The following is an 18,444-nucleotide window of genomic DNA, read 5'->3' as shown; positions in this document are numbered from 1 at the left end:
CGCGAGTGTTGCTTGCTTCATGCGAGCATCATCCCGACGCAGCGCTCACCTTGCCACCTGATCAACCCGCAAGGCGGACCTTAATCAGCGTAGCCTTAGCCTTCCTGCTGCGCCTTGATCCAGCGGTCGACCGTGTCTTCCAGAACCTTCAGCGGCACGTTGCCGGTCAGCAGGACGAGGCTGTGGAATTTGCGGATATCGAAGCGATCACCCAGTGCGGCCTTGGCCCTGTCCCGCAGCGATTCGATCTTCAGGCGGCCCAGCATGTAGGCGCAGGCCTGGCCGGGCCAGACGACGTAACGGTCGACTTCGGTCGTCGGGATGCCGTAGTCGATGGCCTGCTGGCGGGTCCACTTCATCGCGTGCAGGCCGGTGTCCACGACCAGGCGGCGTGCGCGGAACAAGGCGTCGCTGAGCTGGCCCAGCTGGCCGACCGGATCGCCCTCGTACCAGCCGTTCTCCGCGGCCAGTTGCTCCGCATAGAGCGCCCAGCCTTCACCGTAGCCTGAGTACCAGCCGAACGCCATCGTGCGCCGGAAGTGCGGCAGGTCCTGCGCTTCCTGCTGGATGCTGGCCTGGAAATGGTGACCGGGCACGGTCTCGTGATAGACGAGGGTGCGCATCCTGCCGACATCGAACTCGGGCCCCGGCAACGGGGCCCAGAAGATGCCGGGTCGCGAGCCGTCCGGTGCGGGCAGGGTGTAGTGGGCTGCCGCGGTGGCCTCGGTCAACGCGGGTTCCCGGCGCACCTCCACCGGGGCCTTGGGCAGCACATCGAAGAGCAGCCGGCTGCGAGCCTCGGCGTCGCGCAGGATGCTGGTGTAGCGGGCCAGCAGATCGGGGCGCGGGTCGGCAGCCTTGGGCTGGCGGTCGGCGTTCATCCTGGCGTAGCGGTCCTTGACGCTGCCCTTCACGTAGCCGAGCTGGCGCAGCAGGCCGTCCATCTGCGCCTCGATGCGCGCCACTTCGGCCAGACCGATGGCGTGGATCTGGGCCGGCGTGTATTCGGTCGTGGTGCTCTTGCGCAGCATGGCCGCGTAAAAGGCGGCGCCGTTCTTGAGCCGCCAGACGCCGGCGTCGTCCGTGGTCAACGGCAGTTGTTCGCGCATCAGCGCCAGGCCGCGCCGCCAGGCCGGCAGAACCCTGTCCGCGACGATGCGCTCGGCCTTGGCGCGGGTCACCTCTCGAGCCTGCGGCGACAGGCCATGAATCCGCTCCATGCGATCAGCCAGGCTGGTCACCAGCACGTTCTGAGCGGGCCGCGGCGCGAGAAACGCCTCGAATTGCGCGATCACTTCCTCGGTGATGAAGCGTGGCATCAGCACGCCCTTGGCCTGGGCGGCCCGTGCACGCTCGATGCCCTGGTCCATCAACCGGGAAAGGCCGGACAGGCGCTGCAGATAGCTCCGCAGATCCCGTGCATTGCGCAGAGGCTGTTGCTGGCTCATGAAGTTGATGGACCTGACCTGCAGCCCGTCCATCTGCTCGAACAGATACCCGGTGTCGAGATATTCGGCGGCGGCGATGCTCTGCGCCAGCGTCCAGTTGATCAAGCCCAGCGAGTCGCGTTGCGTCGGCGTCAGGGTGTTGGCGTCGAAGCGGTGCAGTTCGGCCAAGGCAAGGCGATCACGGCGGACCTCATCGAGCTTCGCGGGCTTGGCGATTTCCTCCCATCGACCGTCCAGCGGGGCCTGCTCCTCGCCCTGGAAATATTGCATCCGGGTGGACATGACCGGGTCGGCGCGCATGCGCTGCGCGGCCAGGTTCTCGGCCCAGGTGTCGAAGTCCGAACCGGCCCGGGCCGTCGTGCCGATCAGGCCGGCAAACGACAGCAGTGCCGGGATGAACAGGGAGCGAACAGTGCGCATTTCAGTCCTCTATCGAGTGCGGCTTCAGTTGGCCGCCAGATCCGCGATCCGGCCGAAACCACCGCGGCCATTTGGGCGGGCCCGAGCGTAGCCGTTCGGTCGATCCGTCGGGGAGCGGTCATGTACGGATCTGGGTCAAAGCTGCCACCAGGCCGGCAGCAGGGCGCGCACCTCGGGCCGCAGATAGCGCTGGTCCATCAGCCAGACCCAGCCGCGGTCGTCCACCGAGCGCAGCACGCGGCCGGCGGCCTGCACTACCTTCTGCAGGCCGGGCACGAGGTCGGCATAGCCGTGGTCGGCGCCGAACATCGCGTCCAGCCGCGCGCGCAGCTGCTCCTGCACCGGCGACACCGGTGGCAGCCCGAGCGTCGCGATGAAGGCGCCGATCAGGCGTGTGCCGGGCAGGTCCACGCCCTCGGCGAAGGCGCCGCCGAGCACGGCGAAGCCGATGCCGCGGCCCTGCGGCACGAAGCGGTCGAGGAAGGCGCGCCGCGCGGCGTCGCCCATCGCGCGGGCCTGGCTCCATTGCGGCAGCTCGGGGTGTCGGCGCGCCAGCCGCGCAGCGGCCTTGTCGAGGTAGTCGAAGCTGCTGAAGAAGGCGAGGTAGTTGCCGGGGTGCTCGCCGAACTGCGCGGCCAGCACGTCGACGAGGGCGTCCAGCGAGGCGTCGCGGTGGGCATAGCGGGTGGACAGGCGCGCGACGCGCACGCTCAGGTGCTCGGGCGGGAAGGGCGCGGGCACGTCGATCCAGGCGCTGTCCTCGGGCAGGCCGAGCAGGTCGCGCTGGTAGTCGGCCGGCTCGAGGGTGGCGGAGAACAACGTGACGCTGTGCAGGGCCTCGAAGCGTGGTTTCAGGAAGAAGCCGGGCACGATGTTGCGGATGGACAGCAGTACGTCCAGGTCGGCCTCCGGTTCGTCCAGCAGCGACAGGTTGGCCGGCGCGGCAGGCTGCACGGCGACGGCGCTGCGCTGCAGGTCGCACAGCGAATGCGGGCCGAACTTGTCGAGCACGCGCAGCAGGGCCAGCACCTCGAAATAGAACTGCATCAGCGGCCCGGTTTCGAGCGGGTGGGCCTGGAAGTGTTCGCCCAGCGTCATGCCGACGAACTGCAATGCTTCGGCCAGGGCCTCGGGCAGGTCGCCGTCGAAGGCGCGGTAGTCGTCGGGCTGGGCGCGTGCCAGTTCGGCCAGTTCGCGGGCGAGGCGCCGCAGCGGCGCGCGCAGGGCCTGGGGCGCGCGGGTCTCGGCGCTGCGGATGCCGTCCAGGCTGAGCGTGGCGCTGTACATCGCGCGTGCGCGTTCGACGAGGTTGTGGGCCTCGTCGACCGCCAGCGCCAGCTTCCAGCCCTGGGCCTGGGCCAGGCCGAAGAGCTGGCCGTGGGGGTCGAAGGCATGGTGCACGTCGCCGACGACGACGTCGGCCCAGCGCAGCAGCTCCTGGCCGAGGTAGTAGGGGCAGATGCCGTGGGCCAGCGCGATGCGGCGCTGGGCGGTCGGGTCCAGCCAGGCCTGCTGGACGGCCTCGGCGCGGGCCCGGGGCAGGCGGTCGTAGAAGCCGCTGGCCAGCGGGCAGGCGTCACCGTGGCAGGCCTTGTCCGGGTGCTCGCAGGCCTGCTCCTTGGCGACGAGCGTCAGCACACGCAACGCGCCTTGCGGCGCGTCGGCCGTTGGCCGCAGCGCCGGGCTGGCCTCGCGCACGCTGTTCAGCGCGTCGAGAGCCATGATGCGGCCGGTGCCCTTGCAGGTCATGTAGCCGATCTTGTCGAGCGCTTGGGCGGGCATGGCGCGCAGCAGCGGGTAGAGCGTGCCCAGGGTCTTGCCGATGCCGGTGGGCGCCTGGGCCAGCAGGCAGCGGCCGTTGGCCGCGGCGCGGTAGACGGCCTCGGCCAGCAGGCGCTGGCCCGGGCGCAGCTCGCCCAGCGGGAAGGGCAGGGTGCTCAGTGCGGCATCGCGGGCGGCGCGGTGGCCGGCCTCCTGGGCGGCCCAGGCCTCGAAGGCGCGGCAGCGGGCCTCGAAGCCGGCCTGCAGGGCGGCGGCCGTGGCGGTCTCGCGCAGCACGGTCTCGTTTTGCGTATCGGCGTCCACATAGACCAGGGCCAGCTCCAGCTCGGCCAGGCCGCGGTCGGCGACGATCAGTGCGCCATAGGTCTGCAGCTGGGCCCAGTGCAGCGCGCGACGGTTCTCGGGGATGGCCTCGACCGGGCCGCGGATGGTCTTGATCTCCTCCAGCCGGTTCACGTCGGCCTCGTAGCCGTCGGCCCGGCCGCGCACGCGCAGGGCCCCGTACAGGCCTTCGAGCGGCAGCTCGGTTTCGTAGCCAGGCGAGCGGCGCACCAGCACGGCCAACTGGCCGGCCTGCCCTTCCAATGCGGTGGCCGAGGGCGTGAAGCGCCGGTCCAGGTCGCCGCGCTTGGCGGTGAACTCGCAGAGGCTGCGGACCGAGACGGTGTAGGTCCAGTCGCTCAAAACAGATTCAGGTTGTCAGGGGCCGGCATGGGTTCGGCGCGGGGCGGCGCGGCGGCCAGCGCCTCGCCTGCATGCACGAGGTTGCCGATGCGCACGCCCATCAGCCGCAGCCGCTTGTCGAACTTCACGCGCTTCAGGCACAGGCCCACCGCGTGGCGGATGTCGGCGGCGCTGGCGATGGCGGCCCTGACCGTCTGGTCGCGCGTGACGGTCACGAAGCCCTCGAAGCGCAGCTTGATGCCCACCGTTTTGCCCGCGTAGCGCTTGCGGGCGAGGTCGCGGGCCAGGCTCTCGCAGAGCTCGTCCATGATGGCGCCGAGCAGCACACGGTCGTGCACCGCGTGCAGGTCGCGCTCGAAGGTGGTCTCGCGGCTGATGGACACGGGCTCGCTGTGCGTGACGACCGGGCGCGAGTCGCGGCCGTGCGAGGCGTTGTGCAGCCAGTTGCCATAGCTCTCGCCGAACTGCTCGACCAGCCAGGCGGGCGAGGCCGCGGCGATGTCGCCGACGGTCGCTATGCCGATTGACAACAGCCTGTCGCCGGCCTTGGGCCCGATGCCATTGATCTTGCGCACGGCCAGCGGCCAGATGCGCGTGGGGATGTCGTCCAGCGTCAGCACGCTGATGCCGTCGGGCTTGTCCAGCTCGCTGGCGATCTTGCTGAGCAGCTTGTTGGGCGTGATGCCGATGGAGCAGGTCAGGCCGGTGGCGCGGCCCACCGAGTTCTTGATCTCGCGCGCCACCGCCTTCACGCCGCCCAGCGGGTCGTGGCCGACGGCGTCGCGCACGCCGGGCACGTCGCTCAGGTCGATGTAGATCTCGTCGATGCCGCGGTCCTCGATGACGGGTGCGACTTCGGCCACGGCGGCCTTGAAGAGGCGCGAGTATTTGCGGTAGCTGTCGAAGTCGGCCGGCAGCAGGATGGCGTCGGGCGCACGCAGCGCGGCCTTCATCAGCCCCATGGCCGAGAACACGCCGAGGTCGCGGGCCGCATAGGTGCTGGTCGTGACGACGCCGCGGCCGGTGTAGTCGCGCAGCTTCGAATAGCGCCAGCTGCCGTCCTCCAGCTGCCGCGGCGCGTCTGCGCGCCGCCCGCCGATGACGACGGCCTCGCCCCTGAGCTGCGGATAGCGCAGCAACTCGACGGACGCGTAGAAGGCGTCCATGTCGAGGTGGGCGATCCAGCGGTCGGGCTGTTGCATGGCATGAATTGTCCCGCGCGAGCTGCCAGCGCCTGACAGCATCGGCAGAATGCGCCGGCTGCCACCCTACGATGGAAAGACGACCGATGCGCGTCCTGCTGTTGCTGTGCTCCTGCCTGCTGCTGGCCGCCTGCGCCGGCGCGCCCCTGAACCCGCCGCGCAACAAGCCGGCGGTGGCCGAGCCAGCGGCGCGCGAGCCCCAGGGCGTGGCCAGCGAGACCATCGTCGCGCTGAGCTTCTCGGGCGGCGGCCTGCGGGCGGCGGCCTTTGCCTACGGCGTGCTGGAGGGCCTGCGCGAGCAGCCGTCGGCGGGCGGGCATACGCTGCTGGATGACGTGGGCTTCATCACCAGCGTGTCCGGCGGCTCGATCACGGCGGCCTATTTCGGCCTGCATGGCCCCGAGGGCCTGAAGGGCTTCCGGGACAAGGTGCTGCTGCGCGACGGCGAGGCCGGGCTGCGCTTCAGCCTGTTCAACCCCAACAACCTGATGCGGCTGTTTGCCGGTGGCCTGAACGACCGCAGCAACCTGAACGACTGGCTGGACCGCGACGTCTTCCAGGGCGCGACCTTCGCCGACCTGTTCCGCCACCAGAAGCCGGTCGTCTGGATCAATGCGAGCAACGCCCAGTACCGGCTGGCCTTTCCCTTCCACGAGCGCGCCTTCGACGCGATCTGCAGCGACCTGGCCAGCTTCCCGGTGTCGGAGGCGGTGGCGGCGTCCATGGCGGTGCCGCTGTTCTTCGCGCCGGTCGTGCTGGAGAAGTTCCCCGAGGCCTGCCGCAAGCCGCTGCCGCCCGGCCTGACCGAGGCCGCCGGCGCCGAGCGCGACGACCAGCACCGGCTGCGTCTGGCGCTGCTGCGCGCGCTGAAGGACTTCCGCGACCCCAAGGCGGGGCGCTATCTGAAGCTCGTCGACGGCGGCGTGACGGACAACCTCGGCCTGGTCAGCATCCTGCAGAGCCGCCTGCTGCTGAACACGCCCTATGGCCCCATCAGCGAGCACGACGCGGCGACGATGCGGCGCATGCTCTTCGTCGTCGTCGATGCCGGCCAGGGCCCGAGCGGCGACTGGGGCCGCGAGGTGGCCGGGCCCTCGGGCGTGGACATCGCGACGGCGGCCGTCGACACGGCCATCGAGAGCACGATGCGCATGAGCTATGCCTACTTCGTGCCGATGATGCGCAACTGGGAGCGCGACATCGTCACCTACCGCTGCTCCCTGCCCGACGAGCGCAAGGCGGCGCTGCGGGCCTGGAACCCGGACTGGCGCTGCGAGGACATCAAGTTCGCCGTCACGCAGATCGGCTTCGCCGACCTGCCCGAGGCCGAGGAGACCGTGCTGAACGCGATCCCGACGCGGCTCAAGCTGCCGGCCGCGCAGATCGACCAGCTGATCGATGCTGGCCGCAGGGCCGTGGCCCAGGACGCGGGCGTGCGGCGCTTTTCGGGCAGCGTGCAGCGCGGCGAGTGATGGACGTGGCCGTAGACTGGGCCGGAGCCGCCGGCGGTCGGTGGCATCGAAGGAGATTCGAATGGGACTTCTGGACAGCGTGCTGGGCGCGGCGACACAGGCCCTGGGTGGACAGCAGCAGGGTGGCGGGCCGGACTGGGCGGGCCTGATCTCGGGCCTGCTGGCGAACGGTTCGGCCCAGGGCGGTCTGGCCGGCCTGCTGCAGCAGCTCGAGGCCGGCGGCCTCGGCCAGCAGGTGCAGAGCTGGATCTCGACGGGCGGCAACCTGCCGGTGTCGGGCGACCAGCTCAGTGCGGCCCTGGGGGGCGCCGGTGGGCTGCTGGGCCAGCTCGCGCAGCAGGCCGGCGTGTCGCATGCCGAGGCCGGCCAGCAACTCAGCCAGCTGCTGCCGCAGATCATCGACCATCTGACGCCCGGCGGCCAGTTGCCGGCCGGCGGCGCCGGGGGCGTGGGTGAACTGGCCAGCGTGCTGGGCGGGCTGCTGAGCCGCTAAGCCTTCTTCTCCCAGGCGTTGCACCAGCCCTTGGCCAGCACGTCCTTGCCGTAGAACAGCGCGCAGCCGCCCGAGGGCTTGTTGCCGTCGGGCGCGTAGAGCTGGCAGTTGGCGCAGGTCTGGCCGGCCGCGTACTTGGGGAACTTGGCCTTGTCGACCTTGGCCGCGTCGGCGTGATAGCCCGTGGCCTTGGCCTCGTCGTCGTCTTCCTGCAGCAGGGCCTGCGACTGCGCGTTGGCGAGGCCGGCGCACAGCAGCGGGGCGATCTGGATCAGTCGGCGGCGCGAGATTGGGGGCATGGGCATTTCCTGTCGGCTCAACCTAGATTCGGCAGTTGGGCGCGCCCGAGGGGCTGGCGAGGCGGCCGGCGGCTGGCAAGGCGCGCCAACGAAGTGGGCTCCTGCCCACGAGGAGAAGCAACGCAGCCAGCGGTCCGAAGCGCCAGACCAGCGGGCGCGCAGCGCTGCTCAACGAAGTGGTGATCGCTGCCTCGGCGCGAAGGTCTTGATGCACGGTGACTTTCGATGAGTAGCGAGCGGTCAACTGCCGGATCTAGGTTCAAAGCACCTCGGAGGCGAAGTCCGCCAGGCGCGAGCGCTCGCCACGCGCCAGCGTGACGTGGCCGCTGTGGGCCCAGCCCTTGAAGCGGTCCACCGCGAAGGTCAGGCCCGAGCTGCCCTCGGTGAGGTAGGGCGTGTCGATCTGCGCGAGGTTGCCCAGGCAGACGATCTTGGTGCCGGGGCCGGCGCGCGTGATCAGCGTCTTCATCTGCTTGGGCGTCAGGTTCTGGGCCTCGTCGATGATGACGAACTTGTTCAGGAAGGTGCGCCCGCGCATGAAGTTCAGGCTCTTGATCTTGATCTTGCTGCGCACCAGATCGTTGGTGGCGGCGCGGCCCCATTCGCCGGCGGCGGAGTCGCCCTTGGCCAGCACCTCGAGGTTGTCGTCCAGCGCGCCCATCCAGGGGCCCATCTTCTCTTCCTCGGTACCGGGCAGGAAGCCGATGTCCTCGCCGACGGGCACGGTCACGCGGGTCACGATGATCTCGCTGTAGCGGCGGTCGTCCAGCACCTGCGACAGGCCCGCGGCCAGCGTCATCAGCGTCTTGCCGGTGCCGGCCGTGCCGGTCAGCGTGACGAAGTCGCACTCCGGGTCCATCAGCAGGTTCAGCGCGAAGTTCTGCTCGCGGTTACGGGCCGTGACGCCCCAGACCGAATGCTTCTGGTGGCCGTAGTCCTTCAGCGTCTTCAGCACGGCCGTCTTGCCGGTGATCTCGGTGACCTTGGCGTACAGCGGCGTCGTGCCGGGCGCTTCGAGGTAGATGAGCTCGTTGACGAGCAGCGTCGGCACCAGCGGGCCGCTGATGCGGTAGAAGGTCGTGCCGCCCTGCTGCCAGCTCTCCATCGTCTTGCCGTGGCGCTCCCAGAAGTCCGCGGGCAGGGCCTGGACGCCGGTGTAGAGCAGGTCGGAGTCTTCCAGCGTCTTGTCGTTGCGGTAGTCCTCCGCCGGCAGGCCCAGGGCGCGGGCCTTGATGCGCATGTTGATGTCCTTGGACACCAGCACGACCTCGCGGCCCGGGTGCAGGCCCTTGAGTGCCTGGACGACACCGAGGATCTGGTTGTCCGCCTTGCCCTGGGGCAGGCCCTGGGGCAGCGGCGTGTCGATCAGCTCGGTCTGGAAGAACAGCTTGCCCTCGGCCTCGCGGTGGCCGGTGCCCGCCAGCGGCAGGCCCTTGGCCATCTCCTCGATGCTGCTGCTTTTGAGGCTGGCGGCGAGCTGGTCGAGCTCGCGGCTGACCTGGCGCACGTTGCGGGCGACCTCCGTCATGCCCTTCTTGTGCCCGTCCAGCTCCTCGAGCGTGATCATGGGCAGGAAGATGTCGTGCTCCTCGAAGCGGAACAGCGACATCGGGTCGTGCATCAGCACATTGGTGTCGAGCACGAAGAGCTTGGCGGCCTCGGTCGCCTGCCCTGTCTTGCGCGTGCGTTTGGGGGCGGCGGATTTGGCGGGCGCCTTGCTCGCCGCCTTGACGGGCAGGCCCGGTTTGGTGGCGGCCGGGCTGGAGACGGGGGTGGGAAGGCGCAGCACTTCGGCTGTCGGCGCCGTGCTGGGCGCAACGGCGGGCGCGACGACGGGTGGCGTCGCGCGGGGTTTGCTGGGGGTCAGAGTGGCCGAGTAAGCAGTGGCATCGAGGCGGCTGGCGCGTTGTGCAGGAGGCTTAGGCAGTGGCATGTACGGCGTGTCGACGGGAAGTGAACCCCACGCAATCCAGGCGCCAGAAAGCAAAAAGCCGCACAGGATGAGTGCGGCTTTGCAGTCTGCTGAGGCAAGGATTCGACCCGGGGCATGGGCTGATTATGCACATGCCGCGGTAGCCCGCGATGTCAGCGAACAACGGGGCTCAGGCGGCTTCCTTCTTCAGGCCCTTGACGGCCTTCAGCACCTCGTCGACATGGCCGGCGACCTTGATGCCGCGCCATTCGCCCACCAGCACGCCGGTGGGGCTGATCAGGAAGGTCGAGCGCTCGATGCCCTTGACCTTCTTGCCGTACATGATCTTGTTCTTGACCACGCCGAACATGTGGCAGAGCTTTTCCTCGGTGTCGGCGATCAGCTCGAAGGGCAGCTCCAGCGCCTGCTTGAACTTCTCGTGCGAGGCCATGTTGTCGCGCGAGACACCCAGCACGACGGCACCGGCCTTCACGAAGTCCTTGTGGCGGTCGCGGAATTGCATCGCCTCGGTGGTACAACCGGGCGTGTTGTCTTTCGGGTAGAAATACAGCACGACCGACTTGCCCAGGAAGGCGTTGCCGGTGAACTTCACGCCGCCGGTGGCTTGAGCCTCAATTTCCGGCAGGGTTTTGTTGAGCGCAGGCGTCATTGGGGGGTGCGGCAAGTTGGGCTCGCGGGGTCCCCGGTTCGTGAGGCGTTCTCACGCGGGCGCCCGCAGGCAATAGCCAGCAATTATAAAGCCTCGCCCCGACCTGCCGGTCGGGAAGGTCATCCCTCGATCAGCAGGGCCGCCAGTACGTTGCGGCCTTCGCTGGCCAGCACGTTGTAGGTGCGGCAGGCGGCGGCGATGTCCATGACCTCGAATCCGATGCGCGCCTCGACCAGCCCGCGCCACAGCGCCGGGCTCGGGAAGCGCAGCTTGGCGCCGCTGCCGAAGACGACGAGCTCGGGATTCAGTGCCTTGATTGCTTCGAAATGCGCGGGTTGAAGTTCCTCGAAGCGCGAAGGCGCCCAGGCGAGGACGTCGCCCCGCCAGGGCACGAGGACGCTGGCCGTGTGGGGCCGGCCGTTGACCCAGACGCCCTGGGCGTCGTGGCGGGAGATGCTGTTGCCGCCTTGCGGCTCGTCGAGCTGGAACTTCATCGGGAAACGGGCGAAAAGCCGGCGCGAGTGTCCCTCAGAACGGCGGGCTGCGTGCCCGGCCCTTGCTTAAACTCCAAGATCCCCCTTTTGCACTGCAGCATTGCTGCGCCGGAGCCCGTTTTGAAGCTCATCGCCAAGTCCAGCAAGCTCGCCAGCGTCAGCTACGACATCCGCGGCCCCGTGCTGGACAAGGCCCGGCAGATGGAGGAGGAGGGCCAGAAGATCATCAAGCTGAACATCGGCAACACCGCCGTGTTCGGCCTGACGCCGCCGGACGAGATCGTGCAGGACATGATCCGCAACCTCGGCGACGCCGGCGGCTATACCGACAGCAAGGGCCTGTTCGCGCCGCGCAAGGCGGTGGTGCACTACTCGCAGGAGAAGGGCGTCCGCGGTGTCACGGTGGACGACGTCTATCTCGGCAACGGCGCCTCCGAGCTGATCCAGATGGCCATCAACGCGCTGGTCAACGACGGCGACGAGATCCTGATCCCGGCGCCCGACTTTCCGCTCTACACGGCCGTCGTCGGCCTGTCCGGTGGCCGCCCGGTGCACTACCGCTGCGACGAGGGCGCCGGCTGGCTGCCCGACCTGGCCGACATCGAGGCCAAGATCACGCCGCGCACCCGCGGCATCATGGTCTGCAACCCCAACAACCCGACCGGCGCGCTCTACCCGACGGACCTGCTGCTGGGCATCATCGAGCTGGCCCGCCGTCACCAGCTCGTCGTCTTCGCCGACGAGATCTACGACAAGACCCTCTACGACGGCAATGTCCACACCAGCATGGCTTCGCTGGCCGACGACGTGCTGTTCATCACCTTCAACGGCCTGTCCAAGAACTACCGCAGCTGCGGCTATCGCGCCGGCTGGATGGTCGTCAGCGGCGAGAAGCGCCATGCGCGCGACTACATCGAGGGCCTGAACATGCTGGCCTCGCTGCGCCTGTGCTCGAACACGCCGGGCCAGCTCGCCATCCAGACCGCACTGGGCGGCTACCAGAGCATCAAGGACCTCGTCGCGCCGACCGGGCGGCTCTGCCACCAGCGCGACCTGGCCTACGAGCTGCTGAGCCAGATTCCCGGCGTCAGTGTCGTCAAGCCCAAGGCGGCGCTCTACATGTTCCCGCGCCTGGACCCCAAGCTCTATCCCATCGCCGACGATCAGCAGTTCGCCTACGAGCTGCTGGCCGAGGAGAAGGTGCTGATCGTGCAGGGCACGGGCTTCAACTGGCCCGAGCATGACCACTTCCGCCTCGTCTTCCTGCCCAATGTGGACGACCTGCGCGAGGCCGTCGGCCGTATCGAACGTTTCCTGGCCGGCTATCGCCGCCGCCATTCCGCCTGATTACCCCCGTTGTCTCTGAGAGCCCTGCAATGAATCCCATCCGCGTCGGCCTGATCGGCCTCGGCACCGTCGGTGCCGGCACCTTCCACGTCTTGCAGCGCAACCAGGCCGAGATTCGCGGCCGCGCCGGCCGGGGCATCGAGATCGCGATGGTGGCGGCCCGCAACGAGGCCCGCGCCGCGGCCTACCGGGCCGTCGTCGGCGACGCCATCCCGGTGGTCGGCGATGCGGCGGCCCTGGTCGACAACCCGGATATCGACATCGTCGTCGAGCTGATCGGCGGCATCGAGCCGGCGCGCTCGCTGGTGCTGAAGGCGATCGCCAACGGCAAGCATGTCGTCACCGCCAACAAGGCCCTGCTGGCCCTGCATGGCAGCGAGATCTTCGCCGCGGCCCGCGAACAGGGCGTCACCGTCGCCTTCGAGGCGGCCGTGGCCGGCGGCATCCCCATCATCAAGGCGCTGCGCGAGGGCCTGACGGCCAACCGCATCGAGTGGATCGCCGGCATCATCAACGGCACGACCAACTTCATCCTGTCGGAGATGCGCGGCAAGGGCCTGGACTTCGCCACCGTGCTGAAGGAGGCCCAGCGCCTGGGCTATGCCGAGGCCGACCCCACCTTCGACATCGAGGGCGTGGACGCCGCGCACAAGCTCACCCTCATGAGCGCCATCGCCTTCGGCGTGCCGGTGCAGTTCGACCGCGCCCATGTGGAAGGCATCAGCAGCCTGCAGGCCACCGACATCAAGTACGCCGAGCAGCTGGGCTATCGAATCAAGCTGCTGGGCATCACGCGCCGCCGCGAGAACGGCATCGAGCTGCGCGTGCACCCGACGCTGATCCCGGCGACCCGCCTGATCGCCAACGTCGAGGGTGCGATGAATGCCGTCGTCGTGCAGGCCGATGCCGTCGGCACGACGCTCTACTACGGCAAGGGTGCCGGTGCCGAGCCCACGGCCTCCGCCGTCGTCGCCGACCTGGTCGACGTGACCCGCCTGCATACCGCCGACCCCGACCACCGCGTGCCGCACCTGGCATTCCAGCCCGACGCGATGAGCGACACGCCCATCCTGGAAATGGCCGAAGTGCACACGGCCTTCTACCTGCGCCTGGTCGTGGCCGACCAGCCGGGCGTACTGTCGCGCATCACGACCATCCTGGCCGAGCACGACATCTCCATCGACGCGGTGCTGCAGCGCGAATCGGCGGAAGGCGAGCGCCAGACCGACCTCATCATCCTGACCCACGACACCGTCGAGGGCCGCATGAACGAGGCCCTGGCCAAGATGCAGGGGCTGCCGACCGTGCTGGCGCCCATCGTCAAGCTGCGCAAGGAAGAACTGGCCTGATTCCATGAAGTACATCTCCACCCGCGGCGACCAGGCCGAACGCGGCTTCTCCGACATCCTGCTCGAGGGCCTCGCGCCCGACGGCGGCCTCTACCTGCCCAAGACCTATCCCAAGGTCGACGACGCGACGCTGACCCGCTGGCGCGGTCTGGCCTATGCGGACCTCGCCTTCGAGATCCTGTCGCTCTACATCGACGACATCCCGGCCGACGATCTGCGCGCGATCACGCAGCGCGTCTACACGGCCGAGGTCTTCGGCACGAAGGAAATCACGCCGCTGACCTGGCTGGGCGATCACATCGCGCTGGAAGGCCTGTCCAACGGCCCGACGCTGGCCTTCAAGGACATGGCCATGCAGTTGCTCGGCGCGATGTTCGAGTACGAGCTGGGCCGCCGCGGCGAGACGCTCAACATTCTGGGCGCCACCTCGGGGGACACCGGCAGCGCCGCCGAGTACGCGATGCGCGGCAAGAAGGGCGTCAAGGTCTTCATGCTCAGCCCCAACGGCCGCATGAGCCCCTTCCAGCAGGCGCAGATGTTCAGCCTGCAGGACGCCAACATCCACAACATCGCCATCGAGGGCGTGTTCGACGACTGCCAGGACATCGTCAAGGCCGTCTCCAACGACCTGGCCTTCAAGCGCGAGCACCGCATCGGCACGGTCAACTCCATCAACTGGGCGCGGCTGCTGGCCCAGGTCGTCTACTACTTCGCCGGCTACTTCCAGGCCACGAAGACCAACGCCGAGAAGATCAGCTTCACGGTGCCGAGCGGCAACTTCGGCAATGTCTGCGCCGGCCATGTCGCGCGCCAGATGGGCCTGCCGATCGCGAAGCTGGTGGTGGCGACCAACGAGAACGACGTGCTCGACGAGTTCTTCCGCACCGGCGCCTACCGCCCGCGCGGCACGGCCGACACGCACGAAACGTCCAGCCCGTCGATGGACATCTCCAAGGCCAGCAACTTCGAGCGCTTCGTGTTCGACCTGCTGGGCCGCGACGGCGCGCGCGTGAGGCAGTACTTCAGCGCCAGCCGCTTCGTGCTGGGCGCCGAGGAGCAGGCGGCCATCGCCGGCTTCGGCTTCGTGTCCGGCCGCAGCACGCATGCCGACCGCGTCGCCACCATCCGCCGCTGCCATGCCGCGCACGGCGTCGTCATCGACCCGCACACGGCTGACGGCCTCAAGGTGGCCCTCGAGGTGCGCGACCCTGCCGTGACCATGCTGGTGCTGGAAACCGCGCTGCCGGCCAAGTTCGCAGCCACCATCGTCGAGGCTCTCGGCACCGAGCCGCCGCGGCCAGCCGGCCTCGAGGGCATCGAACAATTGCCCAAGCGCGTGAAGGTCATGCCGGCCGATGTGGCCCAGGTGAAGGCCTACATTCACGCCCATGTCTGAAGCTGCGAAGAAACCCGCCCTGACCCCGCTGGACGACGCGCTGGCCACGCTGCTGGCGCAGATCCGGCCGCTGGCCGAACGCGAGACACTGCCCACCTCGGCCGCCCGTGGCCGGGTGCTGGCGGCGGACCTGATCTCTCCCGTCGACGTGCCGCCGGCCGACAACTCGGCGATGGACGGCTATGCGCTGCGCGCCGCCGATGCGGCTGCGGTGCTGCCCGTCACCCAGCGCATCCCGGCCGGCAGCCTGCCGCAGCCGCTGGCGGCAGGCGAGGCCGCGCGCATCTTCACCGGCGCCCAGGTGCCCGCGGGCGCGGACAGCGTCGTCATGCAGGAGCACACCGAACTCGTGGAAGGCCGCCTGCGCGTGACCGAGCCGGTCAGGCCCGGCCAGCATGTGCGCCTGCGCGGTGAGGATGTGCGCGCCGGCAGCGTCGTGCTGCCCGCCGGCACGCGGCTGGACGCCGTGGCCCTGGGCCTGGCTGCCACGGCCGGCGCCGCCGAGCTGGCGGTGACGCGCCGCCCGCGCGTTGCGCTGTTCTCGACCGGCGACGAACTCGTCATGCCCGGCGAGCCGCTGCCGCCCGGCGCCATCTACAACTCCAACCGCTTCACGCTGCGCGCCCTCGTCGAAGGCCTGGGCTGCGAGGTCGTCGACCTCGGCATCGTGCCCGACCGGCTCGACGCCACCCGCGCCGCGCTGCGCGAGGCGGCGGCAAAGGCCGACGTCATCCTGACCTCCGGCGGCGTGTCCGTCGGCGAGGAAGACCATCTGCGCCCCGCTGTACAGGCCGAGGGCCAGTTGGACCTCTGGGCCATCGCGATCAAGCCCGGCAAGCCCTTCGCGCACGGCCGCGTCGGCGAAGCCCATTTCATCGGACTGCCCGGCAACCCGGTGTCCAGTCTCGTGACCTTCCTGCTGCTGGTGCGGCCTGTCCTGCTGAAGCTGCAGGGGGCCACACGCCTGGCGCCGCGCGCCTGCCGCATCGCCGCCGGCTTCGACTGGCCCAAGCCCGACAAGCGCCGTGAGTTCCTGCGCGTGCGCCTGGACGAGGACGGCGGCCTGGCCCTGTTCGGCAACCAGAGCAGCGGCGTGTTGACCTCGGCCTTCTGGGCCGACGGCCTGCTGGACAACCCCGCCGGCCAGGCCTTTGCGCAGGGCGATACCGTGCGCTTCCTGCCTTTCTCGGAGTTGTTGTCGTGACCATTACCGTCAGGCTGCGTTTCTTCGCGTCGCTGCGCGAGAAGCTGGGCGAGGGCGAGGCGCTGGCCCTGCCCGCGGGTAGCACCGTGGGCGCGGCCCGCGAGGCGCTGCAGGCCCGCGGTGGCTTGCATGCCGAGGCGCTGGCCCGCGGCCGCGCGGTGCGTGCGGCGCTGAACCAGAAGATGGCGCCCGAGTCCGCCGTGCTGGCGGACGGCGACGAGCTGGCTTTCTTCCCGCCGGTCACCGGCGGCTGAGCCTTTGAACGGCCTGCACCTGACGGCCGACCTGCGCGGCGTCCACGCGGCGCTGCCCGCCATGACCGACCCGGCCGTGCTCGGCGCACTGTGCCGCGAGGCCGTCGCCGCTTCGGGCCTGCAGGGCGTGGCCGAGCTGATGCATCGCTTCGGCCCGGCCGACGGCCAGAGCGGCATCACCGGCGTCGTGCTGCTGGCCGAATCCCATCTGGCCGTGCACACCTGGCCCGAGCTGGGCGCGGTCACGCTGGACGTCTATGTCTGCAACTACGGCGGCGACAACAGCGCCAGGGCCAGGGCCCTGCTGGATGCCTTGATCCGGGTCTTCGCGCCGGCCGAGGTCAGCCGCCAGCAACTGCTCAGAGGCTGAGCCGCGCGGCCGCCTCGACGCCGGCCGTGTAGGCTTCCTCGAACACCGAATAGCCCGCCAGATCGCTGTGCGCGAACACGACGTGGCCGCGTTGCGCGTTCAGCGCGGCCAGCTCGGCCGAGCCGCGCAGGCCCGGCGTCGGGATGCTCATCGCGTGACCGAAGCGGCAGAGGTCGATGCGCTCCAGCTTGGCCGGCAGGTCAGGGTGGATGAGGGCCAGCTCGTCGACGATGCGGCGTGCCCAGGCCGTCCACGGCGCGCCGAGCAGAGCGGCACGCTCGGCCTGCGGCAGGGCGAGGTAGGCGGTCAGCAGCGGCGGGCGGGGCGTCGGGTCCAGGGCCTGGTGGCGGGCGTCGACATAGCCGAGCGCCGTTGAGCCATAGCGCACGTTGTCCCAGGACAGCGGTGCGCCGGGGCGCTCCAGCAGCCGTTCGCGCAGGCTCAGATTGGCGGTCAGCCAGGGGGCGTGAGCCTGCTTCAGCGAGCGAAGCGCGTCGGGTGGCGCGGCCAGCAGCCGGGCCGAGACGAACAGCGGCGTGGCCATGACGACGGCCCGGGCGGCCCAGCGTTCCGGCTGGCCGGCGGCCTCGTTCCAGGCCAGCAGTTCGACGCCGTCGCGGCCCTCGCTGACGCGCAGCACGGTGCGGCCGAGGTGGATGCGGTCCCGCAGCGGCGCGGCCAGCCTGGCGCTGAGCCAGCCATTGCCCTGGGCCCAAGTCAGCACGGGTTCGCGCTCGGCGGTCTCGTCGCCCGATGCATGGAAGCCGTGGCGGCTGGCGAAGTAGTGGACGCCGGCCCAGGCCGAGACGGTGGCGGCAGCGGCGCCGAAGTCGTCGCGGCAGCAGTAGTCGAGGTACCAGCGCAGGCGCGTGTCGGTCAGCGCGTTCGCGTCCAGCCAGGCGGCGAAGGTCTGGGCGTCCAGCGCGGCATGCGCGGCCGTCCAGCGGGCGCGCTGGCTGGGCATGGCGAAGCCGAGCTCGCGCTGGGCCTGGGTGACAAGGACGCCGAAGCGCCGGTACTGGGCCAGCGCGGCCGCGCCATCGGGCGGTGGCAGCAGGCCGTCGGCCCAGGCACCGTCGATGAAGAGGCGCTCCTGCGGGCTGTGGCAGAGATGGCGCTCGTCCCAGACGGTGCGGCCGAACTGCTCGCGGGCCAGACCCAGCTCGTGCAGCAGCTTGTTGACCTCGTGCGCCTGCGGGCCGGGCAGCGGCAGGTAGTGGGCGCCGAGCGGGCAGGGCGAACCCGCCAGCACATGGCCGCGGCTGTTGCCGCCAGCCTGGTCCTCGAGGTCGAGCAGCGCGAGTTCGTCGATGCCGCGCCGGGCGAGGGCGCGCGCGCAGGCCAGGCCGGCGATGCCGCTGCCGACGATGAGGACGCCCGTCTTCTTCAGCGGGCCATCGGCGCGCGGCAGCTCGCCACCGCGCAGCCGGTGGCCGCGCTCGGGGTGGGTGCCGACCCAGCCGCCCTGCAGTGCCGGGGCGTCGGGTGTGCAGCCGGCCAGAGCGGTTCCGAGGGAAAGCAGTAGCGAGCGCCGTTTCATCGCCGCTCCCGATGAGCCGCGCGCAGGCGCGGCGTGCCCTCAAGCGACTGCCGCGGAACCGGCTTTGCCGGGCCGCTGGCAGTGCCCCCTTGAGGGGGCGCGGGAAGC

General features: G+C 69.9%; 16 protein-coding genes. 8 read left to right on the top strand and 8 right to left on the bottom strand.

All coding sequences use genetic code 11. From position 1 onward, the window contains the following. Window positions 1–95: 95 nt before the first annotated feature. The 3 genes from EV671_RS17640 to EV671_RS17630 all read right to left on the bottom strand — a co-directional run bounded on the left by EV671_RS17640 (window position 96) and on the right by EV671_RS17630 (window position 5,536). The gene (locus EV671_RS17640) at window positions 96–1,868 is read right to left on the bottom strand and encodes a DUF885 domain-containing protein (RefSeq protein WP_132574126.1); all 1,773 of its coding nucleotides are present in this window, start codon (window positions 1,866–1,868) and stop codon (window positions 96–98) included. A gap of 135 nt (window positions 1,869–2,003) precedes the next feature. After that, window positions 2,004–4,334, bottom strand: a complete 2,331-nt coding sequence (locus tag EV671_RS17635) for an ATP-dependent DNA helicase (RefSeq protein WP_132574124.1) — start codon at window positions 4,332–4,334, stop codon at window positions 2,004–2,006. Beyond that, complete coding sequence (locus tag EV671_RS17630; RefSeq protein ID WP_132574122.1) at window positions 4,331–5,536, bottom strand: DNA polymerase Y family protein; 1,206 nt, start codon at window positions 5,534–5,536, stop codon at window positions 4,331–4,333. Before EV671_RS17630 ends, EV671_RS17635 begins: the two co-directional genes overlap by 4 nt. A gap of 86 nt (window positions 5,537–5,622) precedes the next feature. Between EV671_RS17630 and EV671_RS17625 the strand changes: the two genes are divergently transcribed. Both EV671_RS17625 and EV671_RS17620 read left to right on the top strand, forming a co-directional pair. Continuing rightward, on the top strand, window positions 5,623–7,008 hold the full coding sequence (locus EV671_RS17625; protein ID WP_132574120.1) for a patatin-like phospholipase family protein: 1,386 nt from the start codon (window positions 5,623–5,625) through the stop codon (window positions 7,006–7,008). A 61-nt stretch (window positions 7,009–7,069) separates the two neighbouring features. Next, on the top strand, window positions 7,070–7,501 hold the full coding sequence (locus tag EV671_RS17620; protein ID WP_132574117.1) for a YidB family protein: 432 nt from the start codon (window positions 7,070–7,072) through the stop codon (window positions 7,499–7,501). On the opposite strand, the gene EV671_RS17615 is transcribed toward EV671_RS17620, so the two are convergent. From EV671_RS17615 to EV671_RS17600, 4 genes are all read right to left on the bottom strand, one after another. Next, on the bottom strand, window positions 7,498–7,800 hold the full coding sequence (locus EV671_RS17615) for a high-potential iron-sulfur protein (protein ID WP_132574115.1): 303 nt from the start codon (window positions 7,798–7,800) through the stop codon (window positions 7,498–7,500). The two genes, EV671_RS17620 and EV671_RS17615, sit on opposite strands and share 4 nt — an antisense overlap. A gap of 259 nt (window positions 7,801–8,059) precedes the next feature. Next, a complete protein-coding gene (locus EV671_RS17610) occupies window positions 8,060–9,733 on the bottom strand; it encodes a PhoH family protein (RefSeq protein ID WP_132574113.1) in 1,674 nt (557 codons plus the stop codon). Window positions 9,734–9,902: 169 nt separating this feature from the next. Then, the gene (locus EV671_RS17605; RefSeq protein ID WP_132574111.1) at window positions 9,903–10,382 is read right to left on the bottom strand and encodes a peroxiredoxin; all 480 of its coding nucleotides are present in this window, start codon (window positions 10,380–10,382) and stop codon (window positions 9,903–9,905) included. Between the two features lie 119 nt (window positions 10,383–10,501). Next, on the bottom strand, window positions 10,502–10,876 hold the full coding sequence (locus EV671_RS17600; protein WP_132574109.1) for an Mth938-like domain-containing protein: 375 nt from the start codon (window positions 10,874–10,876) through the stop codon (window positions 10,502–10,504). A 120-nt stretch (window positions 10,877–10,996) separates the two neighbouring features. On the opposite strand from EV671_RS17600, the gene EV671_RS17595 reads away from it, so the two are divergent. The 6 genes from EV671_RS17595 to speD are packed head-to-tail and all read left to right on the top strand — an operon-like array spanning window position 10,997 to window position 16,796. Then, a complete protein-coding gene (locus tag EV671_RS17595; protein WP_132574107.1) occupies window positions 10,997–12,223 on the top strand; it encodes a pyridoxal phosphate-dependent aminotransferase in 1,227 nt (408 codons plus the stop codon). 29 nt (window positions 12,224–12,252) lie between these two features. Then, window positions 12,253–13,572 (top strand): homoserine dehydrogenase, encoded by a 1,320-nt coding sequence (locus EV671_RS17590; RefSeq protein ID WP_132574105.1) that lies wholly within the window; start codon window positions 12,253–12,255, stop codon window positions 13,570–13,572. 4 nt (window positions 13,573–13,576) lie between these two features. Next, on the top strand, window positions 13,577–14,968 hold the full coding sequence (gene thrC / locus EV671_RS17585; RefSeq protein ID WP_132574103.1) for a threonine synthase: 1,392 nt from the start codon (window positions 13,577–13,579) through the stop codon (window positions 14,966–14,968). Then, window positions 14,961–16,172, top strand: coding sequence for a molybdopterin molybdotransferase MoeA (locus tag EV671_RS17580; RefSeq protein WP_132574101.1), 1,212 nt, complete (start codon window positions 14,961–14,963; stop codon window positions 16,170–16,172). Before thrC ends, EV671_RS17580 begins: the two co-directional genes overlap by 8 nt. After that, window positions 16,169–16,426, top strand: coding sequence for a molybdopterin converting factor subunit 1 (gene moaD / locus EV671_RS17575; RefSeq protein ID WP_415840440.1), 258 nt, complete (start codon window positions 16,169–16,171; stop codon window positions 16,424–16,426). Before EV671_RS17580 ends, moaD begins: the two co-directional genes overlap by 4 nt. A 4-nt stretch (window positions 16,427–16,430) precedes the next feature. Continuing rightward, window positions 16,431–16,796: an adenosylmethionine decarboxylase gene (speD, locus tag EV671_RS17570; RefSeq protein ID WP_132574099.1), complete on the top strand. Its 366-nt coding sequence runs from the start codon at window positions 16,431–16,433 to the stop codon at window positions 16,794–16,796. On the opposite strand, the gene EV671_RS17565 is transcribed toward speD, so the two are convergent. Next, on the bottom strand, window positions 16,786–18,336 hold the full coding sequence (locus EV671_RS17565; protein WP_132574097.1) for a flavin monoamine oxidase family protein: 1,551 nt from the start codon (window positions 18,334–18,336) through the stop codon (window positions 16,786–16,788). The genes speD and EV671_RS17565 overlap by 11 nt on opposite strands. Window positions 18,337–18,444: the final 108 nt, after the last annotated feature.

It is taken from the genome of Roseateles saccharophilus, from assembly GCF_004342485.1.
Taxonomy (GTDB): domain Bacteria; phylum Pseudomonadota; class Gammaproteobacteria; order Burkholderiales; family Burkholderiaceae_C; genus Pelomonas; species Pelomonas saccharophila.
The sequence above is the reverse complement of the archived record's forward strand: the minus strand, read 5'-3'. Positions and strand labels throughout refer to the sequence as shown.